General features: G+C 41.3%; 18 protein-coding genes and 1 riboswitch. Of the genes, 13 read left to right on the top strand and 5 right to left on the bottom strand.

Going from position 1 to position 16,061, the window contains the following annotated elements:
• Nucleotides 1-21: 21 nt before the first annotated feature.
• Nucleotides 22-140: riboswitch (SAM riboswitch) on the bottom strand.
• Between the two features lie 81 nt (nt 141-221).
• Complete coding sequence (locus SB660_RS13545) at nt 222-713, bottom strand: YajQ family cyclic di-GMP-binding protein (protein WP_003211707.1); 492 nt, start codon at nt 711-713, stop codon at nt 222-224.
• 237 nt (nt 714-950) lie between these two features.
• Between SB660_RS13545 and SB660_RS13550 the strand changes: the two genes are divergently transcribed.
• From SB660_RS13550 to SB660_RS13560, 3 genes are all read left to right on the top strand, one after another.
• Entirely contained in the window at nt 951-1,799 is an 849-nt protein-coding gene (locus tag SB660_RS13550) for a CvfB family protein (protein WP_410582915.1), read from the top strand.
• 231 nt (nt 1,800-2,030) lie between these two features.
• A complete protein-coding gene (locus tag SB660_RS13555) occupies nt 2,031-3,008 on the top strand; it encodes a BMP family lipoprotein (protein ID WP_306011979.1) in 978 nt (325 codons plus the stop codon).
• Nucleotides 3,005-4,654 carry a methyl-accepting chemotaxis protein gene (locus SB660_RS13560; protein WP_410582917.1) on the top strand — a complete coding sequence of 550 codons (1,650 nt, stop codon included), beginning with the start codon at nt 3,005-3,007 and terminating at the stop codon, nt 4,652-4,654. Before SB660_RS13555 ends, SB660_RS13560 begins: the two co-directional genes overlap by 4 nt.
• Nucleotides 4,655-4,702: 48 nt before the next feature.
• Here SB660_RS13560 and SB660_RS13565 read toward each other — a convergent pair whose 3' ends face one another.
• A complete protein-coding gene (locus tag SB660_RS13565; protein ID WP_061407345.1) occupies nt 4,703-5,560 on the bottom strand; it encodes a DegV family protein in 858 nt (285 codons plus the stop codon).
• A 140-nt stretch (nt 5,561-5,700) separates the two neighbouring features.
• Here SB660_RS13565 and SB660_RS13570 point away from each other — a divergent pair, with 140 nt between their 5' ends.
• Both SB660_RS13570 and SB660_RS13575 read left to right on the top strand, forming a co-directional pair.
• Entirely contained in the window at nt 5,701-6,543 is an 843-nt protein-coding gene (locus tag SB660_RS13570) for a YitT family protein (RefSeq protein WP_003211320.1), read from the top strand.
• A gap of 14 nt (nt 6,544-6,557) precedes the next feature.
• Nucleotides 6,558-7,013 (top strand): BsuPI-related putative proteinase inhibitor, encoded by a 456-nt coding sequence (locus SB660_RS13575; protein WP_058014326.1) that lies wholly within the window; start codon nt 6,558-6,560, stop codon nt 7,011-7,013.
• A 59-nt stretch (nt 7,014-7,072) separates the two neighbouring features.
• Here the strand turns inward: SB660_RS13575 and SB660_RS13580 are convergent, their stop codons facing one another.
• From SB660_RS13580 to SB660_RS13590, 3 genes are all read right to left on the bottom strand, one after another.
• Complete coding sequence (locus SB660_RS13580; protein ID WP_024425070.1) at nt 7,073-7,264, bottom strand: DUF3813 domain-containing protein; 192 nt, start codon at nt 7,262-7,264, stop codon at nt 7,073-7,075.
• The gene (locus SB660_RS13585) at nt 7,261-7,410 is read right to left on the bottom strand and encodes a hypothetical protein (RefSeq protein WP_058014325.1); all 150 of its coding nucleotides are present in this window, start codon (nt 7,408-7,410) and stop codon (nt 7,261-7,263) included. The genes SB660_RS13580 and SB660_RS13585 overlap by 4 nt, the downstream gene beginning before the upstream one ends.
• Before the next feature lie 88 nt (nt 7,411-7,498).
• Entirely contained in the window at nt 7,499-8,311 is an 813-nt protein-coding gene (locus SB660_RS13590; RefSeq protein ID WP_117729925.1) for a Cof-type HAD-IIB family hydrolase, read from the bottom strand.
• Nucleotides 8,312-8,447: 136 nt separating this feature from the next.
• On the opposite strand from SB660_RS13590, the gene SB660_RS13595 reads away from it, so the two are divergent.
• The 8 genes from SB660_RS13595 (at nt 8,448) to argD (ending at nt 16,055) form a co-directional block, all read left to right on the top strand.
• A complete protein-coding gene (locus tag SB660_RS13595) occupies nt 8,448-9,233 on the top strand; it encodes an alpha/beta fold hydrolase (protein ID WP_058014323.1) in 786 nt (261 codons plus the stop codon).
• Nucleotides 9,234-9,278: 45 nt separating this feature from the next.
• Nucleotides 9,279-9,587, top strand: a complete 309-nt coding sequence (locus tag SB660_RS13600) for a metal-sulfur cluster assembly factor (RefSeq protein ID WP_003211530.1) — start codon at nt 9,279-9,281, stop codon at nt 9,585-9,587.
• 122 nt (nt 9,588-9,709) lie between these two features.
• Nucleotides 9,710-11,155, top strand: coding sequence for an FAD-binding protein (locus SB660_RS13605; protein WP_410582922.1), 1,446 nt, complete (start codon nt 9,710-9,712; stop codon nt 11,153-11,155).
• Nucleotides 11,152-11,700 (top strand): MFS transporter, encoded by a 549-nt coding sequence (locus SB660_RS13610; RefSeq protein WP_012009539.1) that lies wholly within the window; start codon nt 11,152-11,154, stop codon nt 11,698-11,700. The genes SB660_RS13605 and SB660_RS13610 overlap by 4 nt, the downstream gene beginning before the upstream one ends.
• A gap of 137 nt (nt 11,701-11,837) precedes the next feature.
• A complete protein-coding gene (gene argC / locus SB660_RS13615) occupies nt 11,838-12,875 on the top strand; it encodes an N-acetyl-gamma-glutamyl-phosphate reductase (protein ID WP_410582924.1) in 1,038 nt (345 codons plus the stop codon).
• A 20-nt stretch (nt 12,876-12,895) separates the two neighbouring features.
• The gene (argJ, locus tag SB660_RS13620; RefSeq protein ID WP_410582926.1) at nt 12,896-14,116 is read left to right on the top strand and encodes a bifunctional ornithine acetyltransferase/N-acetylglutamate synthase; all 1,221 of its coding nucleotides are present in this window, start codon (nt 12,896-12,898) and stop codon (nt 14,114-14,116) included.
• A gap of 14 nt (nt 14,117-14,130) precedes the next feature.
• On the top strand, nt 14,131-14,907 hold the full coding sequence (argB, locus tag SB660_RS13625) for an acetylglutamate kinase (protein WP_180309245.1): 777 nt from the start codon (nt 14,131-14,133) through the stop codon (nt 14,905-14,907).
• A complete protein-coding gene (gene argD / locus SB660_RS13630; protein ID WP_180309244.1) occupies nt 14,904-16,055 on the top strand; it encodes an acetylornithine transaminase in 1,152 nt (383 codons plus the stop codon). The genes argB and argD overlap by 4 nt, the downstream gene beginning before the upstream one ends.
• Nucleotides 16,056-16,061 lie beyond the last annotated feature (6 nt).

A 16,061-nucleotide genomic window follows, 5' to 3' on the forward strand; every position in this document is an offset into this window, starting at 1 on the left:
TTGGCTGTATCGTTATTCTTCTTCTTATCTTCCAAGCAGTTGCTTGCTGGATTTAGCACCTTGGTCATAGAAAATATTTTTCTACTACACCGGTTGCTGAGGCTTCACAGGGCCAGTCCCTCTGCCTCTCTTGATAAGAAAGCGATATGAACATGTCAATGAATTGAACTTCCATCCACTGTATCGAAAAAATCGGAAATAATCAATGGAAAATTTGAAATTTATCGAAAATTTATAAATTGAACGTCAATCGGTAAATCTGCCTTGCGCATAAGAGAGATAACCTCTTGTAAATCATCTTTATTTTTCCCTGTTACACGCACTTGGTCATCTTGAAATTGTGACTTCACTTTGATGCCAGATTGCTTAATGAGTGCATTGATCTTTTTAGCGTTGTCTTGATCAATTCCGCTGATCAGCTTCGCGCGCTGGCGCACTGTTCCGCCAAGGGCATGCTCAGTTTTTCCGTAATCGATGTTTTTAGTTGGAACGTTTCGTTTAATCAGCTTTGACACAAGGACATCTTTTAGCTGCTCCAGCTTGAAGTCATCATCAGAGATGAGAACGAGCTCTTCTTTTTCAAGAGAAATATCACTTTTACTTCCTTTAAAATCATAACGGTTTTTAATTTCCTTGAGCGCTGCTTGAACGGCGTTTTGCACCTCTGGCAGTTCCACCTTCGATACAATGTCAAATGAGCTTTCTTTTGCCATAACACATGACCTCCATGTATAGATATTGCGTTTATTTTATCATGCAACGTGGAGAAGAAGAAACTTTATCGAAGAGACGAGTCAAAGAGTTCTGCCAGTAGCGGTATAAATCGTGTTCGGTTTGTCCACTTTAGCTAACAGAACTAGAGATGTTCATGTGAGGAGAAGTATAGTAGAATAAAGTGAATCAAAAGATGAACGAACGCTCTTTTAAGAGCAGATAGGAAGGAAGAGAACATGAGACCAGGTGAGCAACTGACCTTGCAAATAGAGAACGAGATGGAATACGGTTACTTTTTGACAGATGGTGAAGATTCGGTCCTTTTGCACCGCAGTGAAATGACAGAAGATATTGGTGACCAGGATGAAGTAGAGGTCTACTTATACGTAGATCATGAAGAAAGACTAGCTGCGACGATGAAAATACCTACAATCAATGCGCATACATATGGCTGGGTAGAAGTCGTAGACGTCGTAGAAGACATGGGTGCATTTGTGGATGTCGGGCTTTCAAAGGATGCACTTGTTGCAACAGAACATCTACCGCCTTTTGAGGAAGCATGGCCGAAAAAAGGAGACAAACTTTACTGTATGCTGAAAGTCACAAGCTACGGCAGAATGTTCGCAAAGCCAGCCACTGAAGATGTGATCAGTGAATTGTTTACTGAGGCATCTGAAACCTTAATGAACAAAGAAATCACTGGAACGATTTACCGCTTAATTGCGACAGGCTCGTTTATGCTGACAGATACAGGCGTGCGAGGGTTTATCCACCGTACGGAACGAAAGGAAGAACCAAGATTAGGATCGACCGTGACAGGACGCGTCATTGCAGTGAAAGAGGATGGAACTGTAAACGTGTCTCTGCTTCCTAGAAAACAGGAAGCGTTATCTGTCGATGCAGAAGAAATCTTAACCTATATGCGAACGAGAAATGGCGCTATGCCTTATGGAGACAAAAGTGATCCAGAAGACATCCGCGAACGATTCCAAATGAGCAAGGCAGCCTTTAAACGAGCATTAGGTCATTTGATGAAAAACGGCCTAGTCTACCAAAAAGAGGGCTGGACATACGAGAAAAAATGAGCAGCGTGAAAGAGAACTCTAACCTCATGGGTTTTCACATTACACTGAAATGAAGAAAAAGGGATAAAATCATGATGATTTTATCCCTTTTTTTATATTTGTTATAAATAATGGTTTTTTTCAGTGAAAAAAGTCATAAAAAATCTGGAAAACCTTCACATAATCATTGAAACAACGCCTCTCAAATCCGATAAGAAAGGAGTAAGGATGATAAAAGGAGTGTGTGTTTGGATGAAAGTGAAAATTTCATTACTTCTGTTGGTAGCCATGCTTATGGTGTTAGCTGCATGCAGCAATCAACAAGGGAAACCACCAGCATCAAATGCGAAGCATATTGGCGTTATGCTCACAGATGATGGTCTTGGTGATCAATCATTTAACGATTCGTCATTTAAAGGATTAGAAAAAGCACGTGATGACCTAGGAATTGAATTTGATTATAGAGAAATTGCAGAAACCGATACATATGAAAAAGGGCTGACCGAGCTCGTAAAAGCTGGCAATGACCTCGTCATCGGGGTAGGCTTTAGTATGCAAGAAGACTTAGAAAAAGTCGCAAAGAAATATCCGAAGAAGCAGTTCTTGCTCATTGATGCTGTATCTGAGCTAAAAAACGTAACCTCCGTGACGTTTAAAGAAGAGCAGGGCAGCTATTTAGCAGGCGCACTTGCTGCGATGACAACGAAAAGTGATGTCATTGGATTTGTTGGCGGTGTCGATGCGGATGTGATTCATCGTTTTGAAAAGGGGTTCCAAAAAGGCGCCAAATCAGTGAATCCGAAAATTAAGATCTTATCCACCTATGCCAATACGTTTAGTGATGCGGGCAAAGGCAGTAAAATAGCCAAAGACATGATCAAAAAGAAAGCAGATGTTTTATATGCCGCAGCAGGCTATACAGGTGTTGGTGTATTAAAAGAAGCACAATCAGAGGGCAAGTATGCCATTGGTGTAGATAGTGATCAGTACTACACCGCTGAAAAAGCGGTGATTTCGTCCATGGTAAAAAATGTCGACGAAGTGGTCTATCAATTCAGCGAACAGCTCGTCAAGAGCAACAAAATCAAAAATGGGCATGTTATTTACGACTTAAGCAATGACGGAATCGATATGGCAAGAATTCGGGTGCTGAAGAATGCTGAAGCATTGACCAAAAAAGTAAATGAACTGAAGCAGAAATTGCTAAAAGAAGAGGGGGACGCATCATGAGCTTGCGCATCAAAATTTTACTCAACTCACTCGTCTCACTTCTTTTAGCAGTTGGCGTCATCGCCTTTATCATAGTGAGTATGACAAAGATCCAATCATCAAATGAAACAGAAGTTCAAACCTTATTAAACGTTCAAAAAACAAAAGCAAGCTTTGAAAGTGTCGAACAAGCCATGACCAATTACTCAATGACACTGTCTGATGAACAGCTAGAAGTTGTTCAAACCGATATTTCTACAGCAAAAAAACAGCTGCAATCGTTAAACAAAAACGCAGGTAATATGAGCAAAGATGCATTAACAAGGTTAAATGCAAAATATGATACGTGGACCAAGGAAGCGAATGGTGCCATTGGTGAAAAAAATGCATCCGATGCAAGACGGGTAGCAGCAAGAATTGATGGCGTCTTAAACGACGTGCATACAATGAATAAAAGAGCGGAAGAAGCGTATAAACAAAATCTAGAGAATACAGCGGATAATGTGCAATGGATCATCACAAGTGCACTCGTCGCAGCCCTTACACTGATTGTCATTGCTGTCTTTTTAAATATTGGATTAACAAGATCCATCGTGACACCGATTAAATCACTTTCCTACAGAGCGAAGCAGATTGCAGAAGGCAACCTTGCTGTCGAGCGGATGGACATTCAGCGTAAGGATGAAATCGGCGGCTTGAATGAATCCTTTAATCAAATGACAGATCAGCTGATTAGTTTGATTAAAGAAATCAGTAATGTCTCAAGTCAAGTAGAGACATTCTCGATCCAGTTAGATGATGAAAACAAAAAGCTGATGGAATCTGCAAATCAAGTTTCTGTCTCGACAGACGAAATGGCAAATGGGTCACAAGCCATTTCAGAGGATCTCCAGCATGGCGTCAGCTTGATTGAAAAGATGGATCAACATGGACGTAAAAATTCCGAACGTTCACAAACAGTCATCCAAAGTACAGAGGATGCGATAGAAGCAGTAGAAAGTGGAAAGCACACGTTAACAGAAACCAAAACGGCGATTGAAAAAAACACACATGCCACAAGACAAATCGAACAGTCGGCAGGAGAATTCACGCAATATGCCAGCGGGATCTCGGCTATGGCCAAAACAGTTTCTGACATTGCGGATCAGACAAACTTACTTTCGCTAAATGCGGCGATCGAAGCGGCAAGAGCAGGTGAGGCTGGAAAAGGCTTTGCCGTTGTCGCAGATGAAATTCGTAAGCTTGCCGACGAATCATCTAACGCTACAAGACAAATCTTTGATATGGTCAGTCATATTGAAAGAGGCATTCAATCCATTAGTCAAACTGTTAAAGAAGGAGTCAAACTTTCACTTCAGCAGCAGGATGCGATGGACAAAACCTCACACTCCTTTGAAGATATAGAAACAAAAGCGCAGCACATTAAACAAGAAATGGCGGTCTTAAATGACCAAATTGTTCAATCAACAGAGCTTGGCGGACAAGTGCTCAACTCGATTGAAAATATTAGTGCGGTTGTAGAAGAAACAGCAGCTGGCAGTGAAGAAATTTCTGCCTCTGCCAATGAACAGCTGCAATCATTCCATCAAATGAACAAACAAGTAGAAGAACTCATGAGTATGACGGCAAGGCTAAATGAAACCGTCCACCGTTTTAAACTTTCATAAGTCATAAGAAAAGCACCCTTCCCGTGATGTGTCAGGGAAGGGTGCTTTTTATGATGGTTTGCCTGTAAAGAAGATGGCAAGCGTGCCTGGTCCTGAATGGGACCCAACAGCTGCGCCGACAATCTGAATATCAATTTCCTTTGGATGAAATTCGGCTTCAATCAATTCTCTCATGTCTTCTGCAAGTGCAGGATCATCACCATGACTAATGCCAACAGTTTGATTTGACCAATCCGTTCCACGTTCTTTCATCAGTTCAATAATGCGTTTCAACAGCTTTTTACGTCCGCGGATTTTCTCAAGGGGGATGAGCTTTCCGTCCTCGACGTGTAAAATGGGCTTAATACTCAATAAACCACCAACAAATGCGGACGCTTTACTGATTCTTCCGCCTCTTGCTAAATACGATAAATCGTCTACAGTAAAAATATGTTGTAAAGATTCGCAAAAATGCTTTACAGACGTTTCAATTTCTTGTATTGTATTTCCGTCAATGGCAAGTGATTGAGCGTGTTTGACAGCAAGCCCATAGCCGAGTGAAGCACATTTAGAATCAATGATTCGTAAATCAAAATCAGGGTATTCTTCCTTCACTTCGTTTGCCATCATCACAGCCGTTTGGTATGTACCGGAAAGCTCTGATGAAAAGGCAACATAGATTGCAGATGTATGGTTTTGTGCGAGAGAAACAAAGGCTTCTTTGATTCGGTTTGGTGAAGCTTGTGACGTTTTTGGGCTGGCGCCTTGTCTCATCGCATCAAATACTTGTTTTGGTTCAATGGTGATCAAATCTTCAAATTCCTCTTCGCCAAGCAATACACGGAGCGGAATAAGCGTCATGTTATGTTCATCATAATAAGAAAGAGGCAGATCAGCAGCACTGTCTGCTATGATATGAACAGTCATCAAAATCCCTTCTTTCTAAAAAAATCAGCCATATTTTGCAACTTTTTAGCCTAACTATATCACAGAAATCACTTTTTCGTGTTCAAATTCTAAATTTTAGGGAAAACCATAGAGAGAATGGTAAGTGGAGGAATGACAATATGTTCATCGGAGAAGCAAAAAAACTCATTGTCGTCGTCATTGGTGCACTGCTCAATGCGATTGGACTGAATCTATTCTTAATCCCAGCTGATGTATACGCGAGCGGGTTTACAGGGGTAGCCCAGCTGTTATCCAGCTTAATGGATCAATATGCCCCATTTTATGTATCCACAGGAATTCTATTATTTATTTTAAATATTCCAGTCGGCATTTTAGGCTGGATGAAAGTGGGCCGTTCCTTTACGTTTTACAGCATCATCAGTGTTGCCCTGACGACCATTTTCCTCGGCATCTTACCAGAAACGAGTGTTTCACATGATATTTTACTAAATGCTGTGTTTGGCGGCGTGATATCTGCAGTAGGGATTGGGATCACGCTCAAATTTGGGGCATCGACAGGCGGACTCGACATCATAGCCATGATCTTGGCGAAGTGGAAGGATAAACCAGTCGGTACGTATTTCTTCATTTTAAATGGTATCATCATTTTTACAGCAGGATTATTACAAGGTTGGGAGAAAGCATTATATACCCTTGTCACATTATATGTGACCACAAGGGTCATTGATGCCATCCATACAAGACATGAGAAGCTGACCGCGATGATTGTGACAAAGAAGGCTGATGAAATTAAGGAAGCCATTTATGGAAAAATGGTCAGAGGCATTACGACGGTACCTGCAAAGGGGGCTTTTACCAACGAGCCAAAAGAAATGATGGTGATCGTCATTACAAGGTATGAGCTGTATGAACTTGAACAAATTATTAAAGAAGTCGATCCAAAAGCTTTTACAAATATTGTGCAAACAACTAATATTCTTGGATTTTTCAGACGAGATTAAAAGGTGGGTAGCGTATGAAAAAAGGGTTGGTGCTTCTTCTCGTTGTATTGATTTTAACCGCTTGTGGACAACAAAAAAAGGATGAACCAGACAAGGAGGTATCCGGTCAAATGGGAGAAAAAACGGTTGTACTCACAGTAGACCCCGTCCAGAAAGGTTCTTCGGTTCAATTTAACATGTCACTGAAAAATGAATCAGATCGAGATATTGAATTTACCTTTAACACAAGCCAAAAATTCGAGCTCAGTGTGTATGACGAAAACGGAAATGAACAATACCGCTATTCAAAAGACCGTATGTTCACTCAGGCCATCCAATCGTTTGTGCTAAAGAAAGGCGAAGCCTATGATTTTCAAGATACGTGGTCAAATGGTGTCAAGCCGGGAACGTATGAAGCGGTCGTCACATTTAAAGGAAAAGCAGAAGGGCTGAAGCAAATCACGGAAAAGAAAACATTCCAAGTGAAATAAGTGCTTTCAGCTTCATGAGAATCAGAAAAAGCTGTCCTTAATGGACAGCTTCTTTTATGTTAGAGATCATCGAGCAAGTCTTGGAAGGTGTGTAGCTGGTTTCTTTCTGCATCTGTCGAATTGGCAAATGCAGAAGATACGGCATTTTTGGCTCGTTTGACCGCCTGTTGACGCTCTAACCCAGATGAAAATGAAGAAGTAAGGGCTTCTTCAGTAAATGATTTGGCTTGATCAAAAAGTTCGTTTCTCACAATGAACCTCCAGAAGCATCAGTCTTCATATTTTCTTTGTCTGACACTTCTTCAAGTGTAGAACGATAAGGAAAACGTGCATCATGCAGACTGACTGAATCTTTACCTTGTTGTATAAAGCGTTTCGATTTGCTTCTTTTACCCATTCGGAATCCGCCCCTTTACACAAGCTGACAGGACAACCTGTCTAACGGTAGTATGCCCGCTTCCATCTGCTATGTATGAATGGAAAAATTAAAGCGAGAAGTAATTCGTTAGAAACTTTGCAATCCCATCTTGTTCATTCGTATCAGTGACTTCATTTGAGACACGTTTCACGGCATCAATTCCGTTGCCCATTGCCACACCGCATCCGGCAAATTCAAGCATTTCTAAATCATTGTCTTCATCTCCGAATGCCACAATCCGCTCCTGTGGAACGCCGTAATAATCACTGATCTTTTGCAGTCCAACGGCCTTGTTCATGCCTGTTTTAATGATCTCAATCACGTGCCACGGGGCAGCCCATCGCCTATGATCAATCACTTCTGCATGAACATCTGATAAATAGCTTCGAATAGCTCCAACGTCCTCTTCTTTTGCGTGAATTAACACGCTCGTCACATTCTCTCCAAGGTTGTCCCGAAGGTCTCCAACAGTCACTTTATTTGCATTCATATTAAATATATCAATGAGTTTCTCATCATGATAATGGAAATACAAATCGTCTAACACTTCAGCTAGCACATTGTGTACTTTATACTCCTCACTAATGTCTACAAGCTGTTTAACGACTTGAAGATCAAGTGACGTATGAAATCTGCCCCATTTTTCATCAAGAGGATGATGGACAAACGCTCCATTAAAATTCACAATGGGTGAATCAAGCTGTAATTGCTGATAATAAGGAGAGCTGGAACGAAATGGCCGGCCGGTTGAAATACAGACATGATGCCCGCTGTCTTTCACTTTTTGAATGACGTCAAGTGTATGCGCAGAGATGGTTTTATCATCTTTTAATAACGTGCCATCCAGGTCAAGTGCGATTAGATAAGGTTTAGTCTCCATAAAATCTCCTTTGATCTGTAAGTGATAGGAGGCAGTTCGTGCGGCGCCTCTACCTATAGTGTATCTTTATCACATCTTTGTTGTCTACATGTTAAAATAAACAAAGACGGGAATGATAAAGGAGGATTCATAGGTTGTGATCACCATTGATGAGCAAATTACGCGCGATATTCCATTTTTACATATCGTAAAAGCTGAAAATAAAGACAAACCGCTGCCGCTTGTATTTTTTATACACGGATTTACAAGTGCACGCGAGCACAATTTACACTTCGCCTTTCATTTGGCGGAAAAAGGCATGAGAGTCATTTTGCCTGACTGTGCTTATCATGGTGTAAGATCAGAAAACCTCAGCTTAGAGGAACTGGCGTCAAGGTTCTGGGAAATTGTCCTGAACGAAATACGTGAAATCGATATACTCAAAACATACTTTCAAGAAAAACATTTGATTGAAGCCGATCTGATCGGTGTTGCAGGTACTTCCATGGGCGGCATCACGACCTTTGGTGCACTCGCAAAACATGATTGGATTAAAGCGGCAGTCAGCTTGATGGGCAGTCCGAAATATACGACATTCCTACAAGCACAAATTATGGACATGCGGCACAAAGGGTTGATGAAAGAGATTACAGACGAAGAGGTTCATCAGCAATTAGACGCGCTGCGTCCTTATGATTTAACGCTGCAAACAGATCGATTAAACAAAAGACCGCTGTTATTCTGGCATGCAGAAAACGATCCAGTTGTCCCTTACAGACATGCAAAAGCTCTTTATGACGAGTTGGCAGCAACCCAATATAAAGAAGATCCGCACCTGATTCGTTTTATCACAGATGGACAGGCTGGCCATAAGGTCTCAAGACAAGCAATGTTTGAAACGATTGAGTGGTTTGTGACACATCTGAAAAGCACAAACGTTTAGTCAAAAGAAAAAGTACGTTATACTAATGGAAAAGGAGTGGATATCATGGATGAAGCATTGAAAGAAAATATTTTAGGCGCCCTAGAACAGGTGATTGACCCTGAACTGAATGTCGACATCGTCAACCTTGGACTTGTCTATGATGTCGATCTTGATGAGAATGGAAAAGCGGATATCACGATGACCTTAACATCAATGGGGTGTCCCCTTGCACCAGTTATCGTGGATGAAGTGAAAAAAGCATTAAGTGATCTTCCAGAAGTGAAAGAAACAGAAGTTCACATCGTATGGAATCCGCCTTGGACACGAGACAAAATGTCAAGATATGCAAAAATTGCGCTCGGTATTCAATAAGCACAAATAAAAATGCCTGGTATGAGTTGAACTCATGCCAGGCATTTTTTATGAAAAAATAAGGTGGAGGAAGAGAATAGTACGATATAATGGGTGTAATTTCATAGAACGGAGTACCTATAATGAAACGAAAATGGTTATGGATTGTTCTTTTCATGGGATACGCAGCTGCATTTTTTGCGTCAATCACCATTCGTGAGGAGCAAGCACACAAAAGCCAAGATCTAGAAGCTTTTACAGATGTCAGTCATCTCATGCCTGTCAAAATAAAAAAAATCGTTCAAGGAAAAGAAATAGATACTTTAAAAGAAGTATTAAAAGAAGCGAAAGCAAAAAGCCTGCCGATATCAATTGCAGGGAAACAGCATAGCATGGGTGGCCACACGTATTATGAAAATGGCATCGTGCTCGATATGACCAAATTCCGTCAGATTTTAGCATTTGATGAAAAAAAGAAAACGATTAGGGTCCAAAGCGGCGTTACATGGGATGATATACAAAAATATGTGAACCCATATGGCCTTGCCGTGAAGGTCATGCAATCACAGAATATCTTCACGATTGGCGGTTCTCTCAGTGCAAACGCACATGGACGTGACATTCGCTACGGCTCACTCATAGACACAGTTCGTTCCTTCAGGCTGCTTCAGGCAGATGGGGACATCGTTACAGTGAAGCCGGGCGATGATTTGTTTACTGCCGTGATTGGCGGATATGGTTTGTTCGGCGTCATTTTAGATGTTGAGCTTTCGTTAACGAAAGATGAGTTATACAAAATGGAGACAACCTCTCTTGATTATCGCGAATACAGCAATTATTTTCAAAAACATGTCAAACAAAATAAAGAAGTACGCATGCATCTTGCCAGAATCTCAACAGCGAAAACAAACTTTTTGAAAGAGATGTATGTAACGAATTATTCCCTCACTTCACAACAAGAGATCGAATCATATCAAGAGCTGAAAGAGGATCAACTCGTCATGCCACTCAAATTTATGCTCGGCCTTTCAAGAAGATTTGACATGGGGAAAGATCTGCTCTGGCATTTACAAAAGAAGTATTTCCAAAGTCAAAATGATCAGTTGATCACAAGAAACAATGTGATGCGCTCAGATTCTGCTTTTTTAGAATATGAAAATGAGTCAGATACAGATGTGCTTCAGGAATATTTCGTCCCAGTGGACCGCTTTCGTGCGTACATTGATGACATGAGAAGCTATTTACAACAGGAAGAATTGAATTTAATGAACATTACGATACGATACGTACAAAAAAATGAAAAAGCGGATCTCTCATATGCGAAAGAAGATATGTTTGCCCTTGTTCTTTTAGTGAATTATGGTTTTGAGAAAGAAAAGAAGGCAGAAGCAGAGCGGATCATCCGGCAAATGACAGATATCACGCTTCGGCACCATGGAAGCTATTACTTACCGTACATGCCTTATCAAACGAAAGCGCAAATGAAGCGGGCCTATCCTAAAACCGATGTATTCTTCCAAAAGAAACAGCAAGCAGATCCAGATGGCAGATTTATCAATTACTTTTATGAAAGGTACAATACACAATGAATGCAAAAGCAATGAAATGGTTCGTCTACTCACAAAGCCTGCTGTTTTTCGCCAGCAGTTTGATTTTCCCTTTTTACATTCTTTTTATTAAAAATGTTGGTTCAAGCTATTCACAGTTTGGTCTTGCCTATGGCTTGTTTGGTTTAAGCGGAGCGTTTATTCATTTACTCTTAGGAAAACTGCCCGAAACTACTGACAGGCGGCTCTTTTTAATTATTCATTCGTTCGGTATGGCATTTCTTTTACTGCTATTTCCGCATATAACAGAAGTGGAGCAGGTGTATATGATTCAGCTTGCACTTGGTGCGCTTGGCGGCTTTCAAAAGCACGGGGAAAAACTGCTTGTCACGGAACTGACAACAGAGAACAAAAGAATGAAAGAGGTCGGCCGCTATCATTTTTGGACAGCTCTTTTTTCATCGATAGCCATTATGCTTGGCGGCCTGTTTGCAGATTTCTTCACCGTTTATTTCATTTTTTATGCAAGCTCCATATTATATTTATGCAGTGCTCTCATAGTCATCATGATGAAATATGAAAGATAAATCCGCATGTCTCATGAAGATATGTGGATTTTTTTATGAAAAAAAATGACAAGAAATATTAAATATACAATTGAATTAATTTTTATACATGTTATAATGTTAAATAATTTCACAAAGATCAAGAGGGTGTATTGACGTTGAAAATAGGTATTATAGGTGCTACGGGATACGGTGGTGCGGAATTAGTTCGTATCTTCAAGCAGCATCCACATGTCGATGAATGTATATTGTATTCATCGAGTGGTGATGGGCAATTATACAGTCAATCTTATCCGCATCTAACAACGATTACTGATCAAACATTAAAAGCCATTGATCCTGCTGCCATTGTGCGAGAAACAGATGCTGTGTTTTTAGCGACACCAGCAGGCGTATCAAGTGAACTCACACCGAAGCTCATGAACCAAGGAGTGCCTATCATTGATTTATCAGGTGATTTGCGTATTCAAGACGGTGCAACCTATGAAGCTTGGTATAAACGAAGGGCAGCTGATCAAGCATCTGTTCAACAAGCTGTGTATGGGTTATCGGAATTGAATCGTGAAACGATTGAGCAGGCTGAAGTCATTGCAAACCCAGGGTGCTTCCCTACCGCAGTTCTTCTCGGTTTAGCACCGCTGATGAAACAGAATCTAATCGATGAATCTATGATCATCATAGATGCAAAAACAGGAGTGTCCGGTGCAGGACGATCTGCCTCAGTTGGAACGCATTTTTCAGAGCTAAACGACAACTTCAAAATTTATAAGGTAAATGAACATCAACATACACCTGAAATAGAGCAAATATTAAGAGAATGGAATCCGCAAACGGCGAACATCACATTTTCAACGCACCTTGTCCCGATGACAAGGGGGATTATGGCGACGATGTATACTCAGCTGAAATCAGATATCACAAAAGAGGAATTGATGAAGCATATGAAAGGCTTTTATGAAGATTCCTATTTTGTCAGAGTGAGAGATCACGAAGTATATCCGCAAACAAGGGAAGTATACGGCAGTAATTTCTGTGACATTGGCTTTCATTTAGATGAACGTACAGGCAGACTCACAATTGTGTCTGTGATCGACAATCTCATGAAGGGCGCAGCCGGTCAAGCGGTTCAAAACTTCAACATCATCAAAGGCTTAGATGAAGAGGCGGGCCTCACAATGACACCTCTCTATCCATAAGAACAAGGGAGACAACAAACATGATCGAATTGAATGAAAAAAGCATTGTTAAAATAGACGGTGACGTATCATCACCAAAAGGCTTTGAAGCAAAGGGGATTCATATTGGATTACGTTATTCAAAAAAAGACCTTGGACTGATCGTCAGTGAAGTGCCAGCAGCGAGTGCAGCGGTATACACACAAAGTCACTTTCAAGCTGCGCCTCTACAAGTCACTCAGAAAAGCTTAAAAAAGACAGGGCAATTAAAAGGTGTCATTGTCAATAGTGCCATCGCCAATGCATGTACCGGTGAGCAAGGGTTGAAAGACGCATACGAAATGCAGGCAGCCTGCGCAGATATGTTAGGGATAGAACCTGATTACATTGCTGTTTCTTCTACTGGTGTCATTGGAGAGTATCTGGATATGGATAAAATCAAAAAAGGCATCACTCAGCTGAAAGAAGCAAAAGCAGAGAATGGTCATTTTGAAGAGGCCATCTTAACGACAGATACAGTCATTAAAAACACAACATACACCCTGACGATAAACGGAAAAGAGATTCTCATTTCAGGTGCAGCGAAAGGCTCTGGCATGATTCATCCGAACATGGCAACAATGCTTGGCTTCGTGACAACAGATGCAAATGTCGAACAAGAAGCTCTGCAAAACGCACTTCGTGATATTACAGATGTAACCTTTAATCAAATTACCGTCGACGGAGAAACATCGACAAACGATATGGTACTCGTGATGGCAAATGGCATGGCAGAAAATGAAATTCTAAATGAAGAGCATCCAGAATGGCCATTGTTCAAAGAAGGATTAAAGCTGGCTTGTGAGGATCTTGCCAAAGATATTGCTAGAGACGGAGAAGGTGCAACGAAATTAATTGAAGCGCAAGTCACTGGCGCTAAAAATCATTTAGAAGCCGGCATCATAGCGAAGAAAATCGTCGGTTCAAGTCTAGTGAAAACAGCCGTATATGGCACCGACGCCAACTGGGGGCGTATCATCGGAGCGATTGGTCATAGCGCAGCGTCCGTCACACCTCAAGAGGTAGAAGTGTATTTAGGCGGGCAATGTCTGTTTAAACATAATGAACCGCAGCCATTCTCAGAAGAGGAAGCAAAAGCGTATCTAGAGCAGGATGAGATCACGATTTTAATTCAAATGAATGAGGGAAATAGTGAAGCAGCGGCATGGGGCTGTGACCTTACTTATGATTATGTGAAAATTAACGCGAGCTATCGCACATAATGAAGGAGATAGACATGGATAAAACGATCGTATTCAAGTGTGGCGGCAGTGTCATTCGAGAACTTTCAGATACCTTTTATGAAAATGTCCGCTCACTTCAAGCTGCTGGGTTTAAGCTGGCTATCGTCCATGGCGGAGGCCCTGAAATCACGAACATGCTTCAAAAATTAGAAGTGAAAACAGAATTTGTTGACGGGCAGCGCAAAACAACGAAGCCAGTATTAGAGGTAGCCGAAATGGTCCTTTCAGGAACGGTCAATAAATACTTTGTATCAGAGCTCGCAAAGCATGATATCTCATCTGTTGGCGTGTCTGGCAAAGATGGACGGATGCTTGTCGCTGATTTTCTTGATCAAGACGTCTACGGGTACGTTGGTGAAATCAAAGAAGTGCATCCAGAAATGGCAGAAGCATTAATGGAGAAACAATTTATTCCTGTGATTGCACCACTGTCTATGACAGAAGAATGCCAAACGTTAAACGTAAACGCTGATTTAGCAGCATCAGCTGTCGCAGGAGCGATGAAAGCTGATAAGCTCATGTTTGTGACAGATGTCGAAGGCATTTTAAAAAATGGTGAATTATTAGATGTCGTCACCGAACAAGAAGCTCTCACGCTCATTGATGAAGGCATTATTTCCGGGGGAATGATTCCAAAAGTACAATCCGCTTTGAGTGCTTTATCAGGAGATGTGGATGAAGTCATGATCGTCAATGGCAAAGGCAGTATCTTTACAGGGGAAACCTTTAAAGGAACAAGAATTGTGAAGGAAAAGGAGGCGGTCCTGTGAGTCATCTCTTTCAAACATATGGACGGTGGAATATTGAAATTAAAGAGGCAGCAGGTTCTTGGGCAGTCGATACAAATGGGAAAAAATATTTAGACTTTATACAAGGCATAGCAGTCACAAATCTCGGTCACAATCACCAAAAGGTCAATCAAGCCATCAAGAAACAGCTTGATCACGTCTGGCATGTATCGAATCTATTTGAAAATGGACTTCAAGAAAAAGCAGCAGAAAAACTGGCTGCAAATAGTTCAGGGGATCTCGTGTTTTTCTGTAATAGCGGGGCTGAGGCAAATGAAGGTGCAATCAAATTAGCGCGTAAAGCAACAGGGAAAACAAACATCGTGACATTTTTGCACTCTTTTCATGGGCGTACGTATGCTGGTATGGCTGCTACAGGTCAAGATAAAATCAAAACGGGTTTTGGCCCCATGCTGGAAGGCTTTCATTATGTACCGTTTAATGACCCAGAAGCGATTGCCGCATGTGAAGTCGATGATGTGGCAGCGGTGATGCTCGAGGTTGTGCAAGGAGAAGGTGGCGTAAATCCAGCGACAACAGAATTTCTAGAAGCTGTTCAAGCGTTTTGCCACAAGCATGAAGCACTTCTGATCGTAGATGAGATTCAAACGGGTATAGGACGTACAGGAACAGCATTTGCATATGAACAAACGGAACTTGATCCTGATATTATCTCTTCTGCAAAAGGATTAGGAAATGGCTTCCCAGTCGGTGCAGTCATCGGGAAAAAGGCTTTAGGAGACGCATTCTCACCAGGTTCACACGGAACAACCTTCGGTGGCAACATGCTTGCCATGGCAGCAGTGAATGCAACACTCGATGTCATTTTCAAAGATGAGTTTCTGACAGAAGTGAAAGAAAAAGGCGCTTATCTGTTAGAAAAGCTGCAAGATCTGAAACAACTGAACATCGTAAAAGAAGTACGCGGAAAAGGATTGATGGCAGGGATTGAATGTCATCAGCCAGTTGGTGATTATATCACAGCTTTGAGAGAACAAGGATTGCTAGTACTTCCAGCTGGTCCGAATGTGATTCGGTTATTGCCTCCGCTGAATGTAGAAACAGCAGAAATAGATCAAGCAATAGAAGCGATTACTCATGTTTTAGCAAATGAAACAGTGACGGTATAAATTTTT

Source organism: Bacillus sp. SIMBA_005, from assembly GCF_046535585.1.
GTDB lineage: Bacteria > Bacillota > Bacilli > Bacillales > Bacillaceae > Bacillus > Bacillus pumilus.